The 16,664-nt window shown below is 67.3% G+C and carries 13 protein-coding genes; 4 read left to right on the top strand and 9 right to left on the bottom strand.

The annotated features are described in order from the left end of the window. Positions 1 to 13: 13 nt before the first annotated feature. From DB31_RS00905 to DB31_RS00885, 5 genes are all read right to left on the bottom strand, one after another. On the bottom strand, positions 14 to 1,789 hold the full coding sequence (locus tag DB31_RS00905) for an ABC transporter ATP-binding protein (RefSeq protein WP_044180731.1): 1,776 nt from the start codon (positions 1,787 to 1,789) through the stop codon (positions 14 to 16). Between the two features lie 9 nt (positions 1,790 to 1,798). Further along, positions 1,799 to 2,824: an AraC family transcriptional regulator gene (locus DB31_RS00900; RefSeq protein WP_083967941.1), complete on the bottom strand. Its 1,026-nt coding sequence runs from the start codon at positions 2,822 to 2,824 to the stop codon at positions 1,799 to 1,801. A 40-nt stretch (positions 2,825 to 2,864) separates the two neighbouring features. Further along, the gene (locus tag DB31_RS00895) at positions 2,865 to 3,803 is read right to left on the bottom strand and encodes an alpha/beta hydrolase (RefSeq protein ID WP_044180728.1); all 939 of its coding nucleotides are present in this window, start codon (positions 3,801 to 3,803) and stop codon (positions 2,865 to 2,867) included. A 12-nt stretch (positions 3,804 to 3,815) separates the two neighbouring features. Continuing rightward, positions 3,816 to 4,559 (bottom strand): SDR family oxidoreductase, encoded by a 744-nt coding sequence (locus DB31_RS00890; RefSeq protein WP_205628446.1) that lies wholly within the window; start codon positions 4,557 to 4,559, stop codon positions 3,816 to 3,818. Between the two features lie 122 nt (positions 4,560 to 4,681). Further along, positions 4,682 to 5,002: a putative quinol monooxygenase gene (locus tag DB31_RS00885; RefSeq protein WP_240486459.1), complete on the bottom strand. Its 321-nt coding sequence runs from the start codon at positions 5,000 to 5,002 to the stop codon at positions 4,682 to 4,684. Positions 5,003 to 5,847: 845 nt separating this feature from the next. Between DB31_RS00885 and agmC the strand changes: the two genes are divergently transcribed. Continuing rightward, on the top strand, positions 5,848 to 9,534 hold the full coding sequence (gene agmC / locus DB31_RS47685) for an adventurous gliding motility protein AgmC (RefSeq protein ID WP_052419613.1): 3,687 nt from the start codon (positions 5,848 to 5,850) through the stop codon (positions 9,532 to 9,534). A gap of 273 nt (positions 9,535 to 9,807) precedes the next feature. Here agmC and DB31_RS00875 read toward each other — a convergent pair whose 3' ends face one another. Continuing rightward, a complete protein-coding gene (locus tag DB31_RS00875; RefSeq protein WP_044180723.1) occupies positions 9,808 to 11,124 on the bottom strand; it encodes a metal-dependent hydrolase family protein in 1,317 nt (438 codons plus the stop codon). A 61-nt stretch (positions 11,125 to 11,185) separates the two neighbouring features. Here DB31_RS00875 and DB31_RS00870 point away from each other — a divergent pair, with 61 nt between their 5' ends. Together DB31_RS00870 and DB31_RS00865 are read left to right on the top strand one after the other, a co-directional pair. After that, positions 11,186 to 12,544 carry a DUF4032 domain-containing protein gene (locus DB31_RS00870; protein ID WP_044182042.1) on the top strand — a complete coding sequence of 453 codons (1,359 nt, stop codon included), beginning with the start codon at positions 11,186 to 11,188 and terminating at the stop codon, positions 12,542 to 12,544. A gap of 9 nt (positions 12,545 to 12,553) precedes the next feature. After that, on the top strand, positions 12,554 to 12,862 hold the full coding sequence (locus DB31_RS00865) for a hypothetical protein (RefSeq protein WP_044180720.1): 309 nt from the start codon (positions 12,554 to 12,556) through the stop codon (positions 12,860 to 12,862). A 3-nt stretch (positions 12,863 to 12,865) separates the two neighbouring features. On the opposite strand, the gene DB31_RS00860 is transcribed toward DB31_RS00865, so the two are convergent. Beyond that, entirely contained in the window at positions 12,866 to 13,237 is a 372-nt protein-coding gene (locus DB31_RS00860; RefSeq protein WP_044180717.1) for a DUF423 domain-containing protein, read from the bottom strand. Positions 13,238 to 13,287: 50 nt separating this feature from the next. Between DB31_RS00860 and DB31_RS00855 the strand changes: the two genes are divergently transcribed. Continuing rightward, the gene (locus DB31_RS00855; RefSeq protein ID WP_044180715.1) at positions 13,288 to 13,926 is read left to right on the top strand and encodes an SET domain-containing protein; all 639 of its coding nucleotides are present in this window, start codon (positions 13,288 to 13,290) and stop codon (positions 13,924 to 13,926) included. Positions 13,927 to 13,941: 15 nt separating this feature from the next. Here DB31_RS00855 and DB31_RS00850 read toward each other — a convergent pair whose 3' ends face one another. Next, positions 13,942 to 15,207, bottom strand: coding sequence for an ABC transporter permease (locus DB31_RS00850; protein WP_240486458.1), 1,266 nt, complete (start codon positions 15,205 to 15,207; stop codon positions 13,942 to 13,944). Further along, positions 15,161 to 16,654: an efflux RND transporter periplasmic adaptor subunit gene (locus DB31_RS00845; protein WP_044180713.1), complete on the bottom strand. Its 1,494-nt coding sequence runs from the start codon at positions 16,652 to 16,654 to the stop codon at positions 15,161 to 15,163. The genes DB31_RS00850 and DB31_RS00845 overlap by 47 nt, the downstream gene beginning before the upstream one ends. Between the last annotated feature and the right edge of the window lie 10 nt (positions 16,655 to 16,664).

Raw genomic sequence — 16,664 nt, 5'->3', positions numbered from 1 at the left:
CTCCAGGCCCAGCTTACGCCGCTGGGGATGCGAGCGCCTCGGCCCGGTCGGTCAGGCTCAACTGCCTCTCAGCGAAGGTCCGGTACAGCTCATGGCTCGCCAAGAGCTCGGAGTGGGTGCCGCTCCCCGTCAGCCGTCCTTTCTCGATGAAGAGGATGCGATCCGCGTCCACCACCGTCGAGAGGCGGTGCGCGATCACCAGCGTCGTCCGGCCTCGCATCAGATTCTGCAGGGCCAGCCTCACGGAGTGCTCCGAGGCGCTGTCGAGGCTCGAGGTGGCCTCATCCAGCATGAGGACGTCGGGGTCGCGCAGGAGCGCCCGAGCGATGGCGATTCGCTGCCGCTGCCCGCCGGAGAGCTTGACGCCTCGCTCGCCCACCTCGGTGTCGTAGCCGCGGGGGAGTTCGCGGATGAACCCGTCGGCGTAGGCCATGCGAGCGGCCTCGATCACCTCTTCTTCGCTGGGTTCCCGGTCCAGGCCGTAGATGATGTTCTCGCGGATCGTCCCGGCCATGATGGGACAGTCCTGGGGCACGTACCCCAGGCGGCTCCGCCACGAGGCCAGGGAGAATGCATCGAGGGACCCGGAGCCGATGCGGATGCTCCCGGAGTCGGGCTCATAGAAGCGCTCCAAGAGGTTGAAGAGGGTGGTCTTCCCGCCGCCGCTGGGGCCGACGATGGCCGTCACGGTGTCCGGCTCCAGGGTGAAGCTCATGTCCCGGCACACCGGCTCGCCGGGCACGTAGCTGAAGCTCACCTGCTCGAAGCGGATCGGCTGGCGAGCCGAGTCGAGAGGGAGGCCCTCCTCTGGCTTCTCCTCGGGGAGCTCCAACAGCTCGATGATGCTCTGCGTGGCCCCTCGAGCCTTCTGGAGCTGGGTGATGAAGCCGGTGATCTGCGCGATGGGGATGATGGCCTGGATCAGATAGAGGATGAAGGCGACCAGTGCGCCCGCAGTGAGCTGTCCCGAGGAGACCAGGAAGCCGCCGTAGCCGACGACGAGCACGAGCAGAGCCATGAGCACGAGGGACATCAGCGGTCCAACCAGCGCCTGGATGCGCCCATCCTTGAGGCCGAGCTCGTAGAGCCGCTCCACGGTCGCGTGTCCCTTGCGGTACTCCCGGGGCTCGGCGTTGGAGGCCTTCACCAGGCGGATCTCGGAGAGGACCTGGGCCAGGATGGCCGTGAACTTTGCGTTCTCGTTCATGGTGCCCATGGCCACCCGGCGCATGGTGCGGCCCAGCGGCACGAGCGCGCTGATGCCGATGGGAAGGGCCACGAGCATCACCAGGGTCATCTTCCAGTTCAGGAAGAGGAGCAGGCAGCTGGCTCCGACGAAGGCGATGATCCCCGAGACAAATCCGGAGAGGTTCTCGGTGATGAGGGCCTTCACTGCGGCGGTGTCGTTGACCATGCGGGAGATGAGGTCCCCGCTTCCGTGCGAGTCGAAGTAGCGGACGGGCAGTGCCAGTTGCTTTTTCCAGAGCCTGTCTCGGATGCCGACGACGATCCGCTGGCCGATGAGTGTCAGCAGGTAGAGCGAGAGGCTGCCCGCGCCGGCCTGCAGTGCGAAGGCAGCGCCGATCAGCGCCAACTGGGTGAAGTTGAGGGACGACAGTGAGAAGCCGTCCACCATACTCTTGGTGAAGAGGGGGACGACCAGGCTCACCGCCGTCGAGCCCAGGCTCAGCCCCAGGGCTGTGAGGAGCAGCGGCAGCGATGGCCGTGTGGCCAGGACCAGGTTTAGAAAGCTCTTGAGGCTCGCGGTCTTGAAGGTTCGTGGTTCCATGCTGGCAACCTACGCCCCGTTTTTAAACGGACGATAAACCCCTCTCCGCTCGGGGTGGCCCCTCGAATGTGGCTGTGAGCCTATGCGCATCGAGCGAGCAAACTCGCTTGGCGAGCAGCCGGCATGGCGCGAAAACGCCGTACTGAACGCGCTCGCGGACTGGTACCCGATCATCTCAGCCACCTCCGAGAGTGAGACGCGCTCTCGCCGAAGGAGGTCTTTCGCGATCGCGATGCGCCATTCGAGAAGGTACTCCATGGGAGGCACCCCCACCGTTCGCATGAACCGTTCTGCAAAGGACGCGCGAGACATGCCTGCCGTCCGCGCCAAGTCGGCGACCGTCCATCGGTGCGCAACGTCGTCGTGCATCCGCCGAAGAGCGCGGGCAAGCGCGGAATCGGTGAGGCCTGCGAGCAGCCCTTTCTCCTGACCCGCGGCTTCTGCGGGTCGAAAGCGCAGGGCCTCGACAAGGAGCACCTCGACGAGTCGCCCAAGGATCAAATCACGCCCCGGACGACGTGCCGCCGTCTCCTCGCTGATAAGCTCGACGACCCTGCGCAGCCGCGTGGCTCCCGGCTCATCTCGCCGAATATGAATCATTGACGGTAGGAAGCTGACGACGAGCTGGGCGTTCGTGCGATCAAAGCGGAAGTACCCGCCGAGCTGTCGCATCGTCGGGGGGCCAGACTGCGTTCCGTGTCGGAGCTCGTTCGTATGCGTCGGCTTGATGAGCTTGGGTTTGATCCCGAGATCACTCGCCATGGTGAAGCCGGGAGTGGCGGGCAGGAGGATGAAGTCACCCTCTTCGAGCTTGATCGAGCCGATGCCGTCGAGGTCGAGGAAGCAGGAGCCCTCCAGCATGAGGCAAAACCCGGGATCCTCATGCGCATCGTATCGCACGCTCCATCGTCCGGCGCCGCTGATGACCTTCGAGAGCACCGTCTGAGGGCGGAGGAGCGAAATGACGGCAGCGAGAGGGTCGGACGTGTCGTGGGCGGGCTCCGGGAGGGGGGACTCAGACGCTCGCGAATGCATGATAGGCCCGATATCATAGCGCGTCTCCCGTGTTTCGGAATCACCCGAGCAGGCGCGCAATCGCCGCGCGCAGCTCCGCGGAGAAGCGGTCCGTCGTGCTCCCGGGGAAGAAGTCGAAGCCGTGGATACCGCCCTGGTACACGTGGAGCTCGACCGGCACGCCTGCACGCGAGAGGCGCATCCCGTATGCAATATCCTCTTCGAAGAAGAGGTCGACGGACCCGACGGCCAGGAACGTCGGAGGCAGGTGGGTGAGGTCGCTCGCGAGAGACGGCGAGTAGTGACCTTGGCGCTCGCTCGGGATGGATGCGCCGCCTCGCATTGCCTGCCAAGCGAAGCGGTTGATCGCTCGCGTCCATCCGAACTCGCCAGTGGTCGGATTGTCGACGGGCGCCTCCGGCGTTCCCGTCCGCGCGTCGAGCATGGGGTAGACGAGCACCTGCCCAGCGAGAAGCGCGCCTCCACGATCTCGATGCAGGAGCGCCGTCGCCGCCGCGAGACCTCCGCCCGCACTGTGTCCCAGCAGGATGACCCGTGCGGGATTGATCCCAAGAGAGGGAGACTCCTTCAGGACCCATGAGAGGGCGGCGTAGCACTCCTCGACGGGACCGGGGAACGGACTCTCCGGCGCGAGGCGATAGTCCACGCTCACGATGAGCGCGCGGTGCTCGTTCGCGAGTTGGACGCACATGGCGTCTGTCATTTCTGCGGCGCCCGCGATGAAGCCGCCGCCATGCACGTAGACGATGGCTCGTGACGGCGGGGGCCCGGCATTCGGACGGTACATCAGCACGCGAACCTCACGCAGTCCGGGGACCCAGCGCTCTTCTCGTGCATCCGGCATCGCTGGTGCCATCTGCGCGTACGACGCAAGCAACTGCTTGCGGAAGAGCTCGAGCGGGTCGCGCTCGGGATCGAAGAGGCCTGCGGAGGCGACGAAGTCGCGGACGGCGGGATCAACGAGATGGAGGGTGTTCATGGATGCACTCCGTCACTTCGCCTGAGCCAGAGCCACCGCGTCGGACCCGGCGGGAAAGCGGAGCTGTGCGGAGGCGTCGTTCGCAGCGCGATAGACGACCTCGGCGACATCGGACTCCTTCGTCACGACCGGCTGCTGGGTGAAGTCACCGAGAACCCGCTGAGCGAAGGCCGCGTACGCGTCCGGAATGTTCCCTTCCATTCGTGGCCCAGAGTTCCGAGTGAAAGCGGTCGTCGGGCAGTAGCCAGGCTCGACGAGCTTGGCGCGGACATTGAAGGACTCGAGCTCCAGTGCGAGCGACGCGGTGAAGCCTTCGATGGCCATCTTGGTCGCGGTGTAGACGGCGGCCAGCGGCATCGGCGCAAGCGTCACGCTCGACGTGACGTTCACCACCACACCCGATTGCCGCTGTCGAAACTGAGGCACCACGGCCTGTGTCATCGCAATGACCCCGAGGGTGTTGGTCTCGAACATCTCGCGCACGATCGACATCGGCATCGCCTCGAACGCGCCGATGGCGCCGATGCCCGCGTTGTTGACGAGGACGTCGATCGGTCCGCTCGCTTCGATCGCCGCCTGGATGCTCGCGGCGTTTGTCACGTCGAGAGCAACGATTCGAAGGCGCTCCGAGCGCGGCAGCACGTCTTCACGCGGCTTTCGCATGGTGGCAACGACGCGCCAGCCTCGTTCGTGGAAGTAGCGCGCCGTTTCGAGGCCGTACCCGGAAGAGCAACCCGTAATGAGGACATTCTTCATAGACATTCTCCGTTTCAGAGTTCAGAGCTGGGCGCCGTAGCTGTTGCAGCGCGCGATGGATGATTTGACGACCGTGCTCCTCGCGGAGACGTCGTCGCTCGTGGAGCGTCGCCGCCCCCTGGTCATCTGCGGAGCGTGCCTCCCATCGTGATGACGTCCTGATAGTGGGCGCCGCCAGTCACGAGCGGCGCGATCTTGGCGACCAGCGACTGCGACTGCGCGCGCGCGAAGTTCTCGGCGTGGGCCTCTTGGGTGGTCCAGCCTTCGGTGACGTGAACGGCGTTGGGATCGCTGGCCGAGCGCCCGACGAGGTAGAGGAGGCAGTTCGCGTTGCCCGTCGGCGCTCCGCTGAGCAAGAGGTCAATCAGCTCATCGGCCTTCCCTGGACGGGCCGTCATCGTGGCGTGGAAGCCGTGGGTCGCATGGATCCTCAGTTGGGACATGGCATCTCTCCTGGGTGAAGTCGTCTGGCGTTGAGCCCGGCGTGTTGGTTCGCCCTCCTCTTGTATCGCCGCACAACTGGACGATCCATAACGCGGAGTCCAAATAACATTCGAGATCGTCTTGCGCGCGCATGGGCTTCTGCTGGCCTGTCGATGGCAGCGGGGGGCAGCCATGAACGCCCAGGAGCCAGCGTGGCGCGTCCGCGCGCGTCTTCGTCTACGCGACGCTCCTTGCAACCGACCGGTGTTCCCCCAACACGAAACCGAACAGATCGAGAGCAGCGAGAAACGAAGAGCCCGCGCTCGCCACTGTCGTCGCTGGCGACTCGTCAGAAGCTCCGAGCGGCGGGTTCGATTGCCGACGCTCCCAAGCAGGGCACTCCGCCGCTTTCAAGCGCTCTCGGTCTGAGGAAGGGGGGCACTGTTGCATGTGAGGGAGGGGCATAGAGTGGCAGCGGAGAGCGGCTGAAGGGGGCCTCCGAACCGCGCAGTCGGCGTGGGGCACACCGAAGTTTTGCCCAACGTCTGCTCAAGGCAAGGCGGGTTGCTGGTGTTTTTGACAATCCCTGCTGCTGGCTTGGCGCCACACGCTCTGGGCTTTCTGGGCCGGGAGTCTGGTGCTGCTCAGGTGATTGCGGCGCCGCCGCAATTGACGCGTCAGCCGCGAGCGCTTGCGCGTCAATTGACGACAGGCCGCGACAGCCGACGTCCAGCTTCCGTTCACGTGTTCGGCGAGTGCCCAGCTCGCCCGAACGCGCACCAGCATGTTCAGGTCCGACTCTTGCATTGCTTGTCTGCACACCCGCCGTTCCGTGAATCTCTGGCGGGTGTGAGGGAAGCGATACATGAAGGGCATGTCTTGGAAATACATCCTCCACACCGCGCTGCTGGCGCTCACCCTGTGCGCGCTGCCCGCGCTGGCCGGCCCGGACAACGTGGGCCTGGGCCGTGGCGATGACACCCCACCCACGATCAGCACTGCCAACCAGATCATCAACACCTACGCCCGGGTGACGGCGCCTCTGGCGCCGGGCGACACCGCCATCCAGATCGGGGCCTCCACTGGGGCTGCTGATCCGATCGCGGCGGGCGATCTGCTGGTGGTGATCCAGATGACGGGCATCGTCCCGGAGCCTCCCAGAGGAGATACGACCGCCATCACCATCGACACCAACCAGCCTGTGGGCCGCTGGGAGTTCGTGCGGGTGACCACCGTGGCGGGCTCCACGGTGAACCTGACGGCACCGCTGCTCTACAGCTACGCGGCCAACGTCACCCAGGTCGTCCGGGTGCCCGAGTACCTCAACCTCACCATCCCGGCTGCCCGCAGCCTTGCCCCCTCTATGTGGGATGGTAGCACCGGCGGCGTGCTGGCCTTCCTGGTCTCGGGGACCTTGATGACCAGCGGGGGCATTCCCGCTCTCAACGCCGCGGGCCGTGGCTTCCGCAGTGGGCAGCCGGTGGAGGACGCCAGCGGCGACGTGGGCTGCACGGGGCTGGATGAGGCTCCTCCGAAGGGAGCGCAGAAGGGTGAGGGCATCGCCTTCACCCGGTACGGCTCCTCGGTTACGGGGCGCGGGCATGTGACCACCGGTGGTGGCGGTGGCGTGTGTGACAGCTCGGGCGGCGGTGGTGGCGCTCACGTCGGTGGCGGCGGCCTGGGCGGTAACAGCAATGATGGCAGCCGGGCCGTGGGAGGAACTGGAGGCTTGGGGCTGACCTATACGTCCTCCAGCAAGTTCAACCACCTGCTCATGGGCGGGGGCGGCGGTGCGGGTCACTCCTCGGGTGGCACCGCAGCCGGTGGCCGGGGCGGTGGCATCATCTTCGCCCGCGTCGGAGCGATCTCGGGTGCCGGGTCGATGTCGGCCAACGGCGATCCGGGCGGCAACGCCAGCGGTCAGGATGGTTCGAGCGGCGGTGGCGGCGGCGGCACCATCTACCTGCGCGTCGCCGCAGCTGCGACATGCGGAAACATCACGGCCATTGGAGGCAACGGCGGCAGCTCCAACTCGGGCTTCGACGTCGGTCCGGGTGGCGCGGGCGGCGGTGGCCGTATCATCTTCCAGAAGGGGAGTGGCACCTGCGCCCTGCCGACCTTTGCCGTCAACACCGGGAACGCCGGCGTGCAGGCGAACTCCTCGTCTCCGCTGGGCGCCTTTTACGGCGCGCAGCCCGGAACCGCAGGCGCCACGGCCACGCTGACCGGTGGCTTCCCCGTGCTGCCCGCGCCGGTGGTAGTCACGCCGGCCAACGGCTCCTCGACCAACAACACGACGCTCACCTACATGGGCACGCTCGCCCAGCCGTTCCCCACGGGGACCACGGTGTCCGTCATCGTGGACGGGGTGACAGTGGGCTCGGCGACGCCGGATGCCGCTGGCAACTGGAGCTTCACCCCCACGACGCCCCTGGCGCCCGACTCGCACACGGTGAGCGCCGTGGCTGTCAACACGACCGAGGGTGTGCAGAGCGTGTCGAGCAACACCAACATGTTCATCGTGGACACCACGCCTCCGGCGGCTCCGGTGGTGGTGACGCCGGCCAACGGCTCGCTCACCAACGACAACACCCCGGACTACACGGGCACCGCTGCCGAGCCGGGCAGCACGGTGACGGTCATCGTGGACGGCACGCTGGTGGGCACCACCACGGCCAATGCCAGCGGCAACTGGAACTTCACGCCGACCATATCGCTGGCCGATGGCGCACACCCGGTGAGCGCCACGGCACGGGATGCGGCGGGCAACACCAGCCCCGGCTCCAACACCAACACGTTCATCGTGGACGCCACGCCTCCGGCGGCTCCGGTGGTGGTGACACCGGCCAATGGCTCGCGCACCAACGACAACACCCCGGACTACACGGGCACCGCCGAGCCAGGCAGCACGGTGACGGTCATCGTGGACGGCACGCCGGTGGGCACCACCACGGCCAATGCCAGCGGCAACTGGAACTTCACGCCGACCACGCCGTTGGCTGATGGCGCACACCCGGTGAGCGCCACGGCACGGGATGCGGCGGGCAACACCAGCTTCGGCTCCAACACCAACAGGTTCACGGTGGACACCAGGCCGCCAGGTGCTCCCTTGATGAGCGCGCCTCCGGCATTCGTCAACACGCCGACGCCCATTCTTGGAGGGACGGCGGAGGCCGACAGCACGGTGACGGTATTCCTGGATGGCACGGAGGCAGGCACAGCCACAGCCAATGTCAGAGGAGCTTGGAGTTTCACCCCTGCCACAGGGCTGACCGATGGCGTCCAGCAGGTCCATGCCACCGCCATGGATGCGGCAGGCAATGTCAGCCCTGTGTCCGAAGCCCGTACCTTCGTGGTTGACACCGTGGAGCCAGGTGCGCCAGCGGTGACTGTACCTGGGGACCTCGTCAATGCCCGGAAGCCAATCATCGTCGGGACGGCTGAGCCAAGTAGCATCGTCACGGTTTCGCTGGATGGGATCATTGTGGGAAAGACTATGGCGAACAGTGCGGGAGACTGGGCCGCCATACCAACCACGGAACTGGTAGAGGGCTCCCATCAAGTCACAGCTACCGCCGCAGATGAGGCGGGCAATATGGGTTCTGCCTCCCCGACCCGCAGCTTCAAGGTGGACGTGTCGAAGCCAGCGGCACCTGTGTTGAGCACGCTCGGGGAATTCATCAATACTCAGGGACCCATCATTTCCGGAACGGCAGAGGCCGAAAGCACGGTGACGGTGTCTCTAGATGGGGTCGTGGTCGGGACAGCCATCGTGAGAGCGTCAGGCGGCTGGGACTTCCCGACCACGGCGCTGCTCGACGGGCCCCACCAGGTCACGGCCACCTCCATGGATGCAGCGGGCAACGTCAGCCCTGTCTCCGCTCCCATTAGCTTTGGGGTCGACACGCTGGCGCCAGCAGCCCCAGAGATCACTGCAACCGCGGGTTCCATCAAAGACTTGAGTCTAAACTTTACGGGGAGAGCGGAGGCCGAGAGCACGGTGACAGTGCTGGTGGATGGGGAGGTAGCTGGGATAGCCGTTGCGAGTGCGTCGGGCGGTTGGTCCTTCCCGTCCCCCGCCCTGAATGAGGGCTCCCACCAGATCACTGCCACCGCTGCGGATCTGGCGAAGAATATCAGCTCTCTTTCGAAGCCGTTCGACTTCACCATTGATTCTCTGGCGCCAGCGGAGCCCCAAGTGACTGCGCCTGGGGAATTCGCCACCAGCAGAAGGCCTACCATTCGTGGAACCGCCGAGCGAGAGAGCACGGTGGAGGTGTGGCTGAATGGGACGAAGGTGGACGAGGTTGACGTCGATGAGTCGGAGGTCTGGATGTTCACCCCATCGAGTGATCTGGCAGTCGGGAAACATGTCGTCTCCACCATCGCCAGAGATAAGGCTGGCAATGAGAGCCAGCGCGTCGATCATGTCTTCGCGGTCCAGCAGAGCCATTACGGCTGGGGTTGCTCCAGCGCCTCCGCGTCCCCTGTCACCTGGGCTTTGTTGACACTGGCCCTGGCGCTTCGCCGGCGCCGACTCAGGTCTCCGTGAGGGGCTGGTGACCCTGTGACTGCTCGTCGCGGGCGTGGGCCTTGCGGGCTTCCTCAAGGAAGGCACACTCTTCGCCCCTTGCATGAGAAGGCGACAGAAGTTCGTCCTTACAACTTCCACACCGCACCCGCGCGAAGCCGTGGGCCAGCACTCCGCACTCTTCTAAGGTAAGGGGCCCGCGCTTGACCGAGTTGAGGCGCGCTCGCCAGAAGCTCCAAGCGGCGGGTTCGATTCCCGCCGCCTCCCTCCCGAGAATCCCATCAATGTTAAAGCTCAGGGCTCGCGGCGGTACACCTTCCCGCCCTTCATCACGAGCCGCACCTGGCGCAGGGTAGAAATGTCGCGCGTGGGATCGCCTCGCACCGCGACGAGGTCCGCCAGCAGCCCCTCCTTTACCTGCCCGAGCTGGTCTTCCATGTGCAACATGCGCGCGTTGACGGAGGTGGCCGCCCGGAGCGCCTGCGTGGGAGCCATGCCGTACTCCACCATCAGCTCCAGCTCTCGCGCGTTGTCGCCGTGCGCGAAGACGCCCGAGTCACTGCCGTTGCAGATCGTCACGCCCGAGGCCAGCGCGGCGCGAAAGGCCTCGCGCTTCTTGCGCACGGACTCCGGCTCCGGGCTGACGCCCTTCTTCCACCCGCCGTACCCCAGGTTCGCCTCCTGGGCGGAGAGGGTGGGGCAAAGCATTACCCCTCGCTGGGCCATGAGCTTGAGCACCTCGGGCGTCGCCTCGTCGCCGTGCTCGATGGTCTCCACCCCCGCCATCACCGCGCGGCGGATGCCCTCGGCCGTGGATGCATGCACCACCACCGGGCGGCCGCTGTCGCGCGCCGTCTCGACGATGAGCCGCAGCTCCGCCTCCGAGTACGTGGGCCGCGCCTCACCCTTGGGGCCCCAGCGGTAGTCCCCGTAAACCTTGATCCAGTCCGCCCCGCGGCCGATCTGCCCCCGCACAGCGCGGATGAGCGCGTCCACGCCATCCGCCTCCTCGGCGCCTTGTGGCACCTCCCACTCCACGGCGAGTCCCTTGGGCCCATAGCTGCCGGTGGCCACGAGGGCCCGCGTGGTGACCTTCATCCGGGGGCCGGGGATGATGCCCTGATGGATGGCCTGCTTGAGTCCCACGTCCGCGTCCCCAGCGCCCTCGGTGCCCAGGTCCCGAATCGTGGTGAAGCCCGCCATGAGGGTAGCGCGGGCATGCTGGGTGGCCCGCGCGACGCGCAGCGCGAGTGACTCCTTGAGCACCTGATCGTTCCAGGGCGCTTCGTTGTACGGGTGGAGCAGCAGGTGCGAGTGGCCCTCGATGAGACCGGGCAGGAGCGTGGTGTCGGGCAGATCGATGACCTCGGCGCCCTCGGGGGGCCTCACCTGGGCAGCGGGCGCTACCGCGGCGATCCGATCTCCCCTGACGAGCACCACCCAACCCTCACGCGGCTGGGCCGAGACCCCGTCGAAGACGCGGGCCGGGCGCAGCAGGGTGGCGGGCTGGGCAGGCGCGGGAGCCGGAGCAGCAGGGGAGGAGGGCTGAGCGGGCGTGGTGACGGGCGCGAGACAGAGCGCCAGGGCAAGCAGCGGGAGGAGGGCGTGCATGGTCGCGGGGCAGAATATGCTTGGGGTGCAGCGCCACGCACTGTTCTCGGGAAGCGACGCCATGCCACCCATCGGCCTCACCGCCATCCAGATTCGCCAGGGGCACCCGGACTTCCTCGACCTGCCCTGGAGCCTGTCGCTCGCGGAGTGGGAGGGGAAGTGCAACCGGCTGGTCCAGGTGCCGCGTGGTCTGTCCCGCCACGAGGTGCTCTTCGTCAGCTACGGCAAGGTCATCTACGCCCTCAAGGAGCTGCCGCCGCGCGTGGGCCAGCGCGAGTACGAGGTGCTGCGAGGCCTCGAGGAGCGGGAGCTGCCGGCGGTGGAGGCCGTCGGACTGGTGAAGGCGCGCACGAGCGCCACGCTCTCAGAGGGGGAGGAGAGCAGCGTGCTCATCACCCGCTTCCTGGAGGGCTCGCTCCCGTACCGCACGCTCTTCATGAACCAGGGCTTGGAGCGTTACCGGGAGCGGCTGCTGGACGCCATGGCCAGCCTGCTCGTGCGCCTGCACCTGGGCGGCTTCTACTGGGGCGACTGCTCCCTCTCCAACACGCTGTTCCGCCGGGACGCGGGCGAGCTGCAGGCCTACGCGGTGGACGCGGAGACCTCCGAGCTGCACGAGCACCTGTCGGACGGCAAGCGCCTGCACGACCTGGACATCATGGAGGAGAACGTCGCCGGCGGTTTGGCGGATCTGGCGGCGGTGGTGGAGCTGCCCCCGTCGCTGGAGGTTTTCGAGACCGGCCCCACCATCCGCAAGCGCTACGAGCGGCTCTGGGAGGAGATCAACAAGGAGATCCCCATTGCGCCGAACGAGAGCTACCGCATCCACGAGCGGATCCGCGCGCTGAACGACCTGGGGTTCTCGGTGGGGGAGGTGGATCTGGTGGCCAGCGGCGAGAGCGATCACCTGCGCATGCGGACCATCGTCACGGACCGCAGCTACCACCGGCACCAGCTCCACAACCTGCTGGGCATCGTCGCCGAGGAGAAGCAGGCCACGCTGCTGCTCAACGAGATCCAGGAGCTCAAGGCCACGCTGGCGCGCGAGCTCAACCGCAGCACCCCGCTGAGCACCGCAGCCTTCCGTTGGTTGGAGGAGCGCTTCAACCCGACCGTTCAGAAGCTCATGCCTGTCCGAGGAGCGACCGAGCTGTCCGAGCTCTACTGCCAGGTGCTGGAGCACAAGTGGTTCCTCTCCGAGCGGGAGAAGAAGGATGTGGGCCTGGAGCGGGCCATCGAGGATTACAAGGAGCTCCGCAAGCGGCAGAAGGACGTCACCGTGGCCTCGTTCCTGCCGGGCGGGCCCGCCTCGCCCTCGCTCCCTCGGCTGGCCCAGCCAATAAGCGCAACCGATGGAATTCAGGAGGCAGCCCCCGCTCCGGAGGCCCCCTCTGGTGACAGCCCCACGGGGGGCCGTTAGCTTTCCGCCATGCCCTCGTCATCCTCATCGATCGGCACACCGCTCGCGATTGAAGTCCAGATTCGCCAGGAGAAGGCTTCCGCGCTCCGGCGCGTCGGGGACAAGCTGGAGATCCTGATTGGCCAGATGGTGAAGCTCGAACCCGAGCTGCGAACGCTCGCCGGGCCCCCGCGCGCCAAGAAGGTCGAGGAGTACCAGAAGCTCTGGGCGGAGGCAGACCACCAGCGCTGGTACCTCATCATCCAGCGCGAGGCGATAGGCCTGTTCGACCACGCCGAGGTCGATCTGATGTACCCCATGCCTCCGAAGGTGAAGTGAGGCTCAGGGCCCGGCGCGCCAGACAGCCAGCGCCAGCAGGGCCCAGCCGGCCAGGAAGCCCAGGCCTCCCAGGGGAGTAATGGCTCCCAGGGCGCGAACGCCCGTGAGCGCCAGTGCGTACAGGCTGCCGGAGAAGAGGACGATCCCCGCCAACATGGCCACACCCGCACCGGTGAGCAGCCCTACAGGCCGCGCCTGCGCCACGAGCCCCACCGCGATGAGCCCCAGCGCGTGGTACATGTGGTAGCGGGCCCCGGTCTCGAAGATGGCGAGGAGATCCGCGGAGAGCCGTGCCTTCAGCCCGTGCGCGCCGAAAGCCCCTGCCGCCACCGAGAGGAACGCGTTCACCGCGCCCAGGACAATCCACAGCCGCATCGTCGAGCGCCTTTCATCGAAGGTCCGAGTGCGGCAAGGTATACCAATCGATGACAGACTCCACCTCGAAGAAGTCCTCTGCCTCCCCGCCCTCCAGTACCGGTCGCCCGCTGTCGTTCGAGCTGCGCGAGTCCCCCATCCAAGGGCGGGGCGCCTTCGCCACGCGCCGCATCCGCAAGGGCGCGCGCATCATCGAGTACACCGGTGAGCGCATCACTCAGGACGAGGCGGACAAGCGCTACGACGACGAGGCCATGGGCCGCCACCACACCTTCCTGTTCACCCTGGACGACGACACGGTGATCGACGCCGCGGTGGACGGCAACGAGGCGCGCTTCATCAACCACAGTTGCGATCCCAACTGCCAGGCGCTCATCGAGGGCGACAAGATCTTCATCTACGCCCTGAAGGACATCTCGCCCGGTACGGAGCTCGTCTACGACTACGCCTACGAGCGGGCCGAGGGCATGGACGAGGAATCCGAGGCGCTCTACGTGTGCCGCTGTGGCGCGAAGGACTGCCGGGGCACCATCCTGGCGCCCCCCAAGCCGCCCCAGCGGGCCCGGAAGGCAGCGAAGAAGGCCGCCAAGAAGGGCGCGAGCACGCAGAAGAAGACCCGCGCCAAGGGCTCCCAGCGCAAGCAGACGGCGCGGGGCGGCGCCCGCTCGAAGACGCGCAAGCAGGCGTAGGCGCGGGGCCGCGGGCTACTCGTACCGGAGAGACTCGATCGGCGTGAGGCTCGCCGCACGCCGGGCAGGCCAGATGCCGAAGAACACGCCCACGCCGCCCGAGAACACGAAGGCCAGCACCACCGACTCGGGCGCCACGGCCGTCTGCCACCCCGCGAGCTGCTGAAGCGCATACGAGCCGCCCAGACCCAGCAGCAGCCCCAGGCCGCCGCCGACGAGGCACAGCACGAGCGACTCGATGAGGAACTGCAGCATGATGTCGTTGGGCCGCGCGCCCAGCGCCTTGCGCAGGCCGATCTCCCGGGTGCGCTCCGTCACCGACACCAGCATGATGTTCATGATGCCGATGCCTCCCACCAGCAGGGAGATCGCCGCGATGCCCGCCAGCAGCAAGGTGAACGTCTGCGTGGTCTCCTGCACGGTGCTGAGCAGCGAGGCCTGATCGCGGATGTTGAAGTCCGCATCTTGCCCAGGCCGCAGCCGGTGCTGGCGCCGGAGGACCTGATCGATCTCCACCATGGCGTCATCCATGGTGTCCTCGCTCGTGGCCTGCACGGCGATGGAGCGCACGCGGTCACTGCCCATGACGCGGAACTGCGCGGTCGCCAGGGGGATGTAGAGGCTCTCGTCCGGATTGGAGAATCCCTGGGAGCCCTTCTCCGTGAGCACCCCGATGACCTCGAAGGGCACGCCGCCGATCCGGATCGTCTTCCCCACCAGTGACTCGCTCGAGACGCCGCCGAGCTGCGAGCCCACCAGGGCACCCAGGACGGCGATGCGGCGGCGGCCTCGCTCTTCCGCCTCGGTGAAGAGGCGCCCGTCTGACAGCTGATAGTTGTTGACGCTGAAGTAGGTGGGCCACACGCCCACGATGGACATGTTGGCGTTGCTCGCGCCGTTCTCGATCTGCACCCGGCCCTCCAGTTCGGGCGAGACGGCCTGGATGTACTGAGGCGCCTCGCGGAGCGCCTCCGCATCCTCGGCGGTGAGCGCGGCCTGGCCTCGGCCCAGTCCACCCGCGAAGCTTTGCCCGGGGCGGACGGTGAGCACGTTGGCGCCCAGCGTCTTCAGCCGGGCCTCCACCGAGCGCTGGGCTCCCTCGCCCAGGGCCACCATGGTGATGACCGCCGCGATGCCGATGACGACGCCCAGCATGGTGAGCAGCGAGCGCAGCTTGTTGGCGACGATCGCGTCCAGCGCCACCCAGAGGATCTCGAAGATGATCATGGCCGCGTTACCTCCGGGTGCCGCCACCGCCGCCACCACCGCCACCACCGCCACGAGCTCCGCCGCCCGCGCCGGGGATGACGCCGCCGGCCCGCTGCCGCATCCGATCCATGCTCTGCTGCTGCTGTTGCTGGAGCTGGGCCACGGCGACCAGGAGCACCTTCTCGCCCGCCTCCAGGCCGTTGAGGACCTCCGTGTTTTCCCAGTCGCTCAGGCCCAGCATGACGCGCCGGGGCTGGGGGCTGCCGTCCTGCTGCTGAACGAAGACCACCCCGGGACGCCGGTCCGCGTTGTTTCCGCGCTGCTGGCCCTGGCCGCCGCGGAACCGTCCGCCCCGGCCACCGCCCTCGGCCATGCCCTCGGGCCTGCACGCCTGGAGCTTCTCGCGATCCGCGTCGGACAGGCTGGGGGGGCCCGCATCCGTCTTGAGGCGCTCGAACAGCTCCGCGCACTCCGGAGACGGGGCCGCGGGCGTCTCAGGGGCTGGACCCGTCGAGGGAGCAGCTCCCGATGGGCGCAGCGTCGCGCGCACCGTGGCCTCGTCCAGGCCGAGCGCCGACGCCGCGGTGGCTGCCTCGCGAGGGCTCACCACCGCCGTGTTGGGGACCGTGACGACGTCCTGGCGGCTGGCGATCTGGACACCCACCTCCGCGTTCATCCCGGGCTTGAGCAACCCCTCCGGGTTCTTCAGGCGGATGAGCACGGGGAAGAGCGTCACGTTCTGCTCGACCACGGCCTGAGGCTCGATCTTGACGACCTCGCCGGTGAAGGTGCGGCTGGGGTAGGCCTCCAGCGAGACGCGCGCCTCCAGGCCGGGGCGGATCTTCCCGATGTCGGTCTCGTCCACCTTCGTGCGGACCTGCATCTCGGACATGTCGGCCATCTTGAACAGCGTGGTGCCGCCGGACACGTTGGTGGTGGCCGAGGCGATGATCTGCCCAGGCTCGATGGTGCGCTCCAGGATGGTGCCGTCGATCGGCGCACGGATCGTCACGTCCTTGCGCCGCTCTCGGGCCAGCTGCAGGTTCGTATCGGCGCGGACGACGGCGGCGCGGGCCGTGGCGGCGGCATCCACGGCGGTCTCCAGCTCCTGCTGCGTGACGACGCCGGTGGCCCGCAGGGCCTCCATGCGCTGGCGCTGGGCCTCGACGGTCTTCATGCGGACCTGGGCGGACTCGAGGTCCGCCTCGGCCTGGATGAGCGCGTTCTGCACGTCGCGGGGATCGATCTCCGTCAGCAGGTCTCCCTGCTTCACCGCGTTGCCAGTCTCGACGAGCACGCGGAGCACCTCACCGGAGGCCTTCGACTTCACCTCCACGACGCGGATGGGCTCCAGCAGGCCGGAGGCCTCGGCGACGATCTCCATGTCCATGCGCTTGGCCTCGGCGGTGGGCAGCTCGCGCTGAGGCGTCTTCGCCGCGGCCTGGCCGCGCACGAAGTACACGCCCGCTCCCACGAGGGCCAGCACTCCGAGGATGAGGACCACCTTCTTCCAGTTCACGAGCGCCTCT

Source organism: Hyalangium minutum (genome assembly GCF_000737315.1).
Classification (GTDB): domain Bacteria; phylum Myxococcota; class Myxococcia; order Myxococcales; family Myxococcaceae; genus Hyalangium; species Hyalangium minutum.
This window is presented reverse-complemented; position numbering and strand designations above follow the sequence as displayed.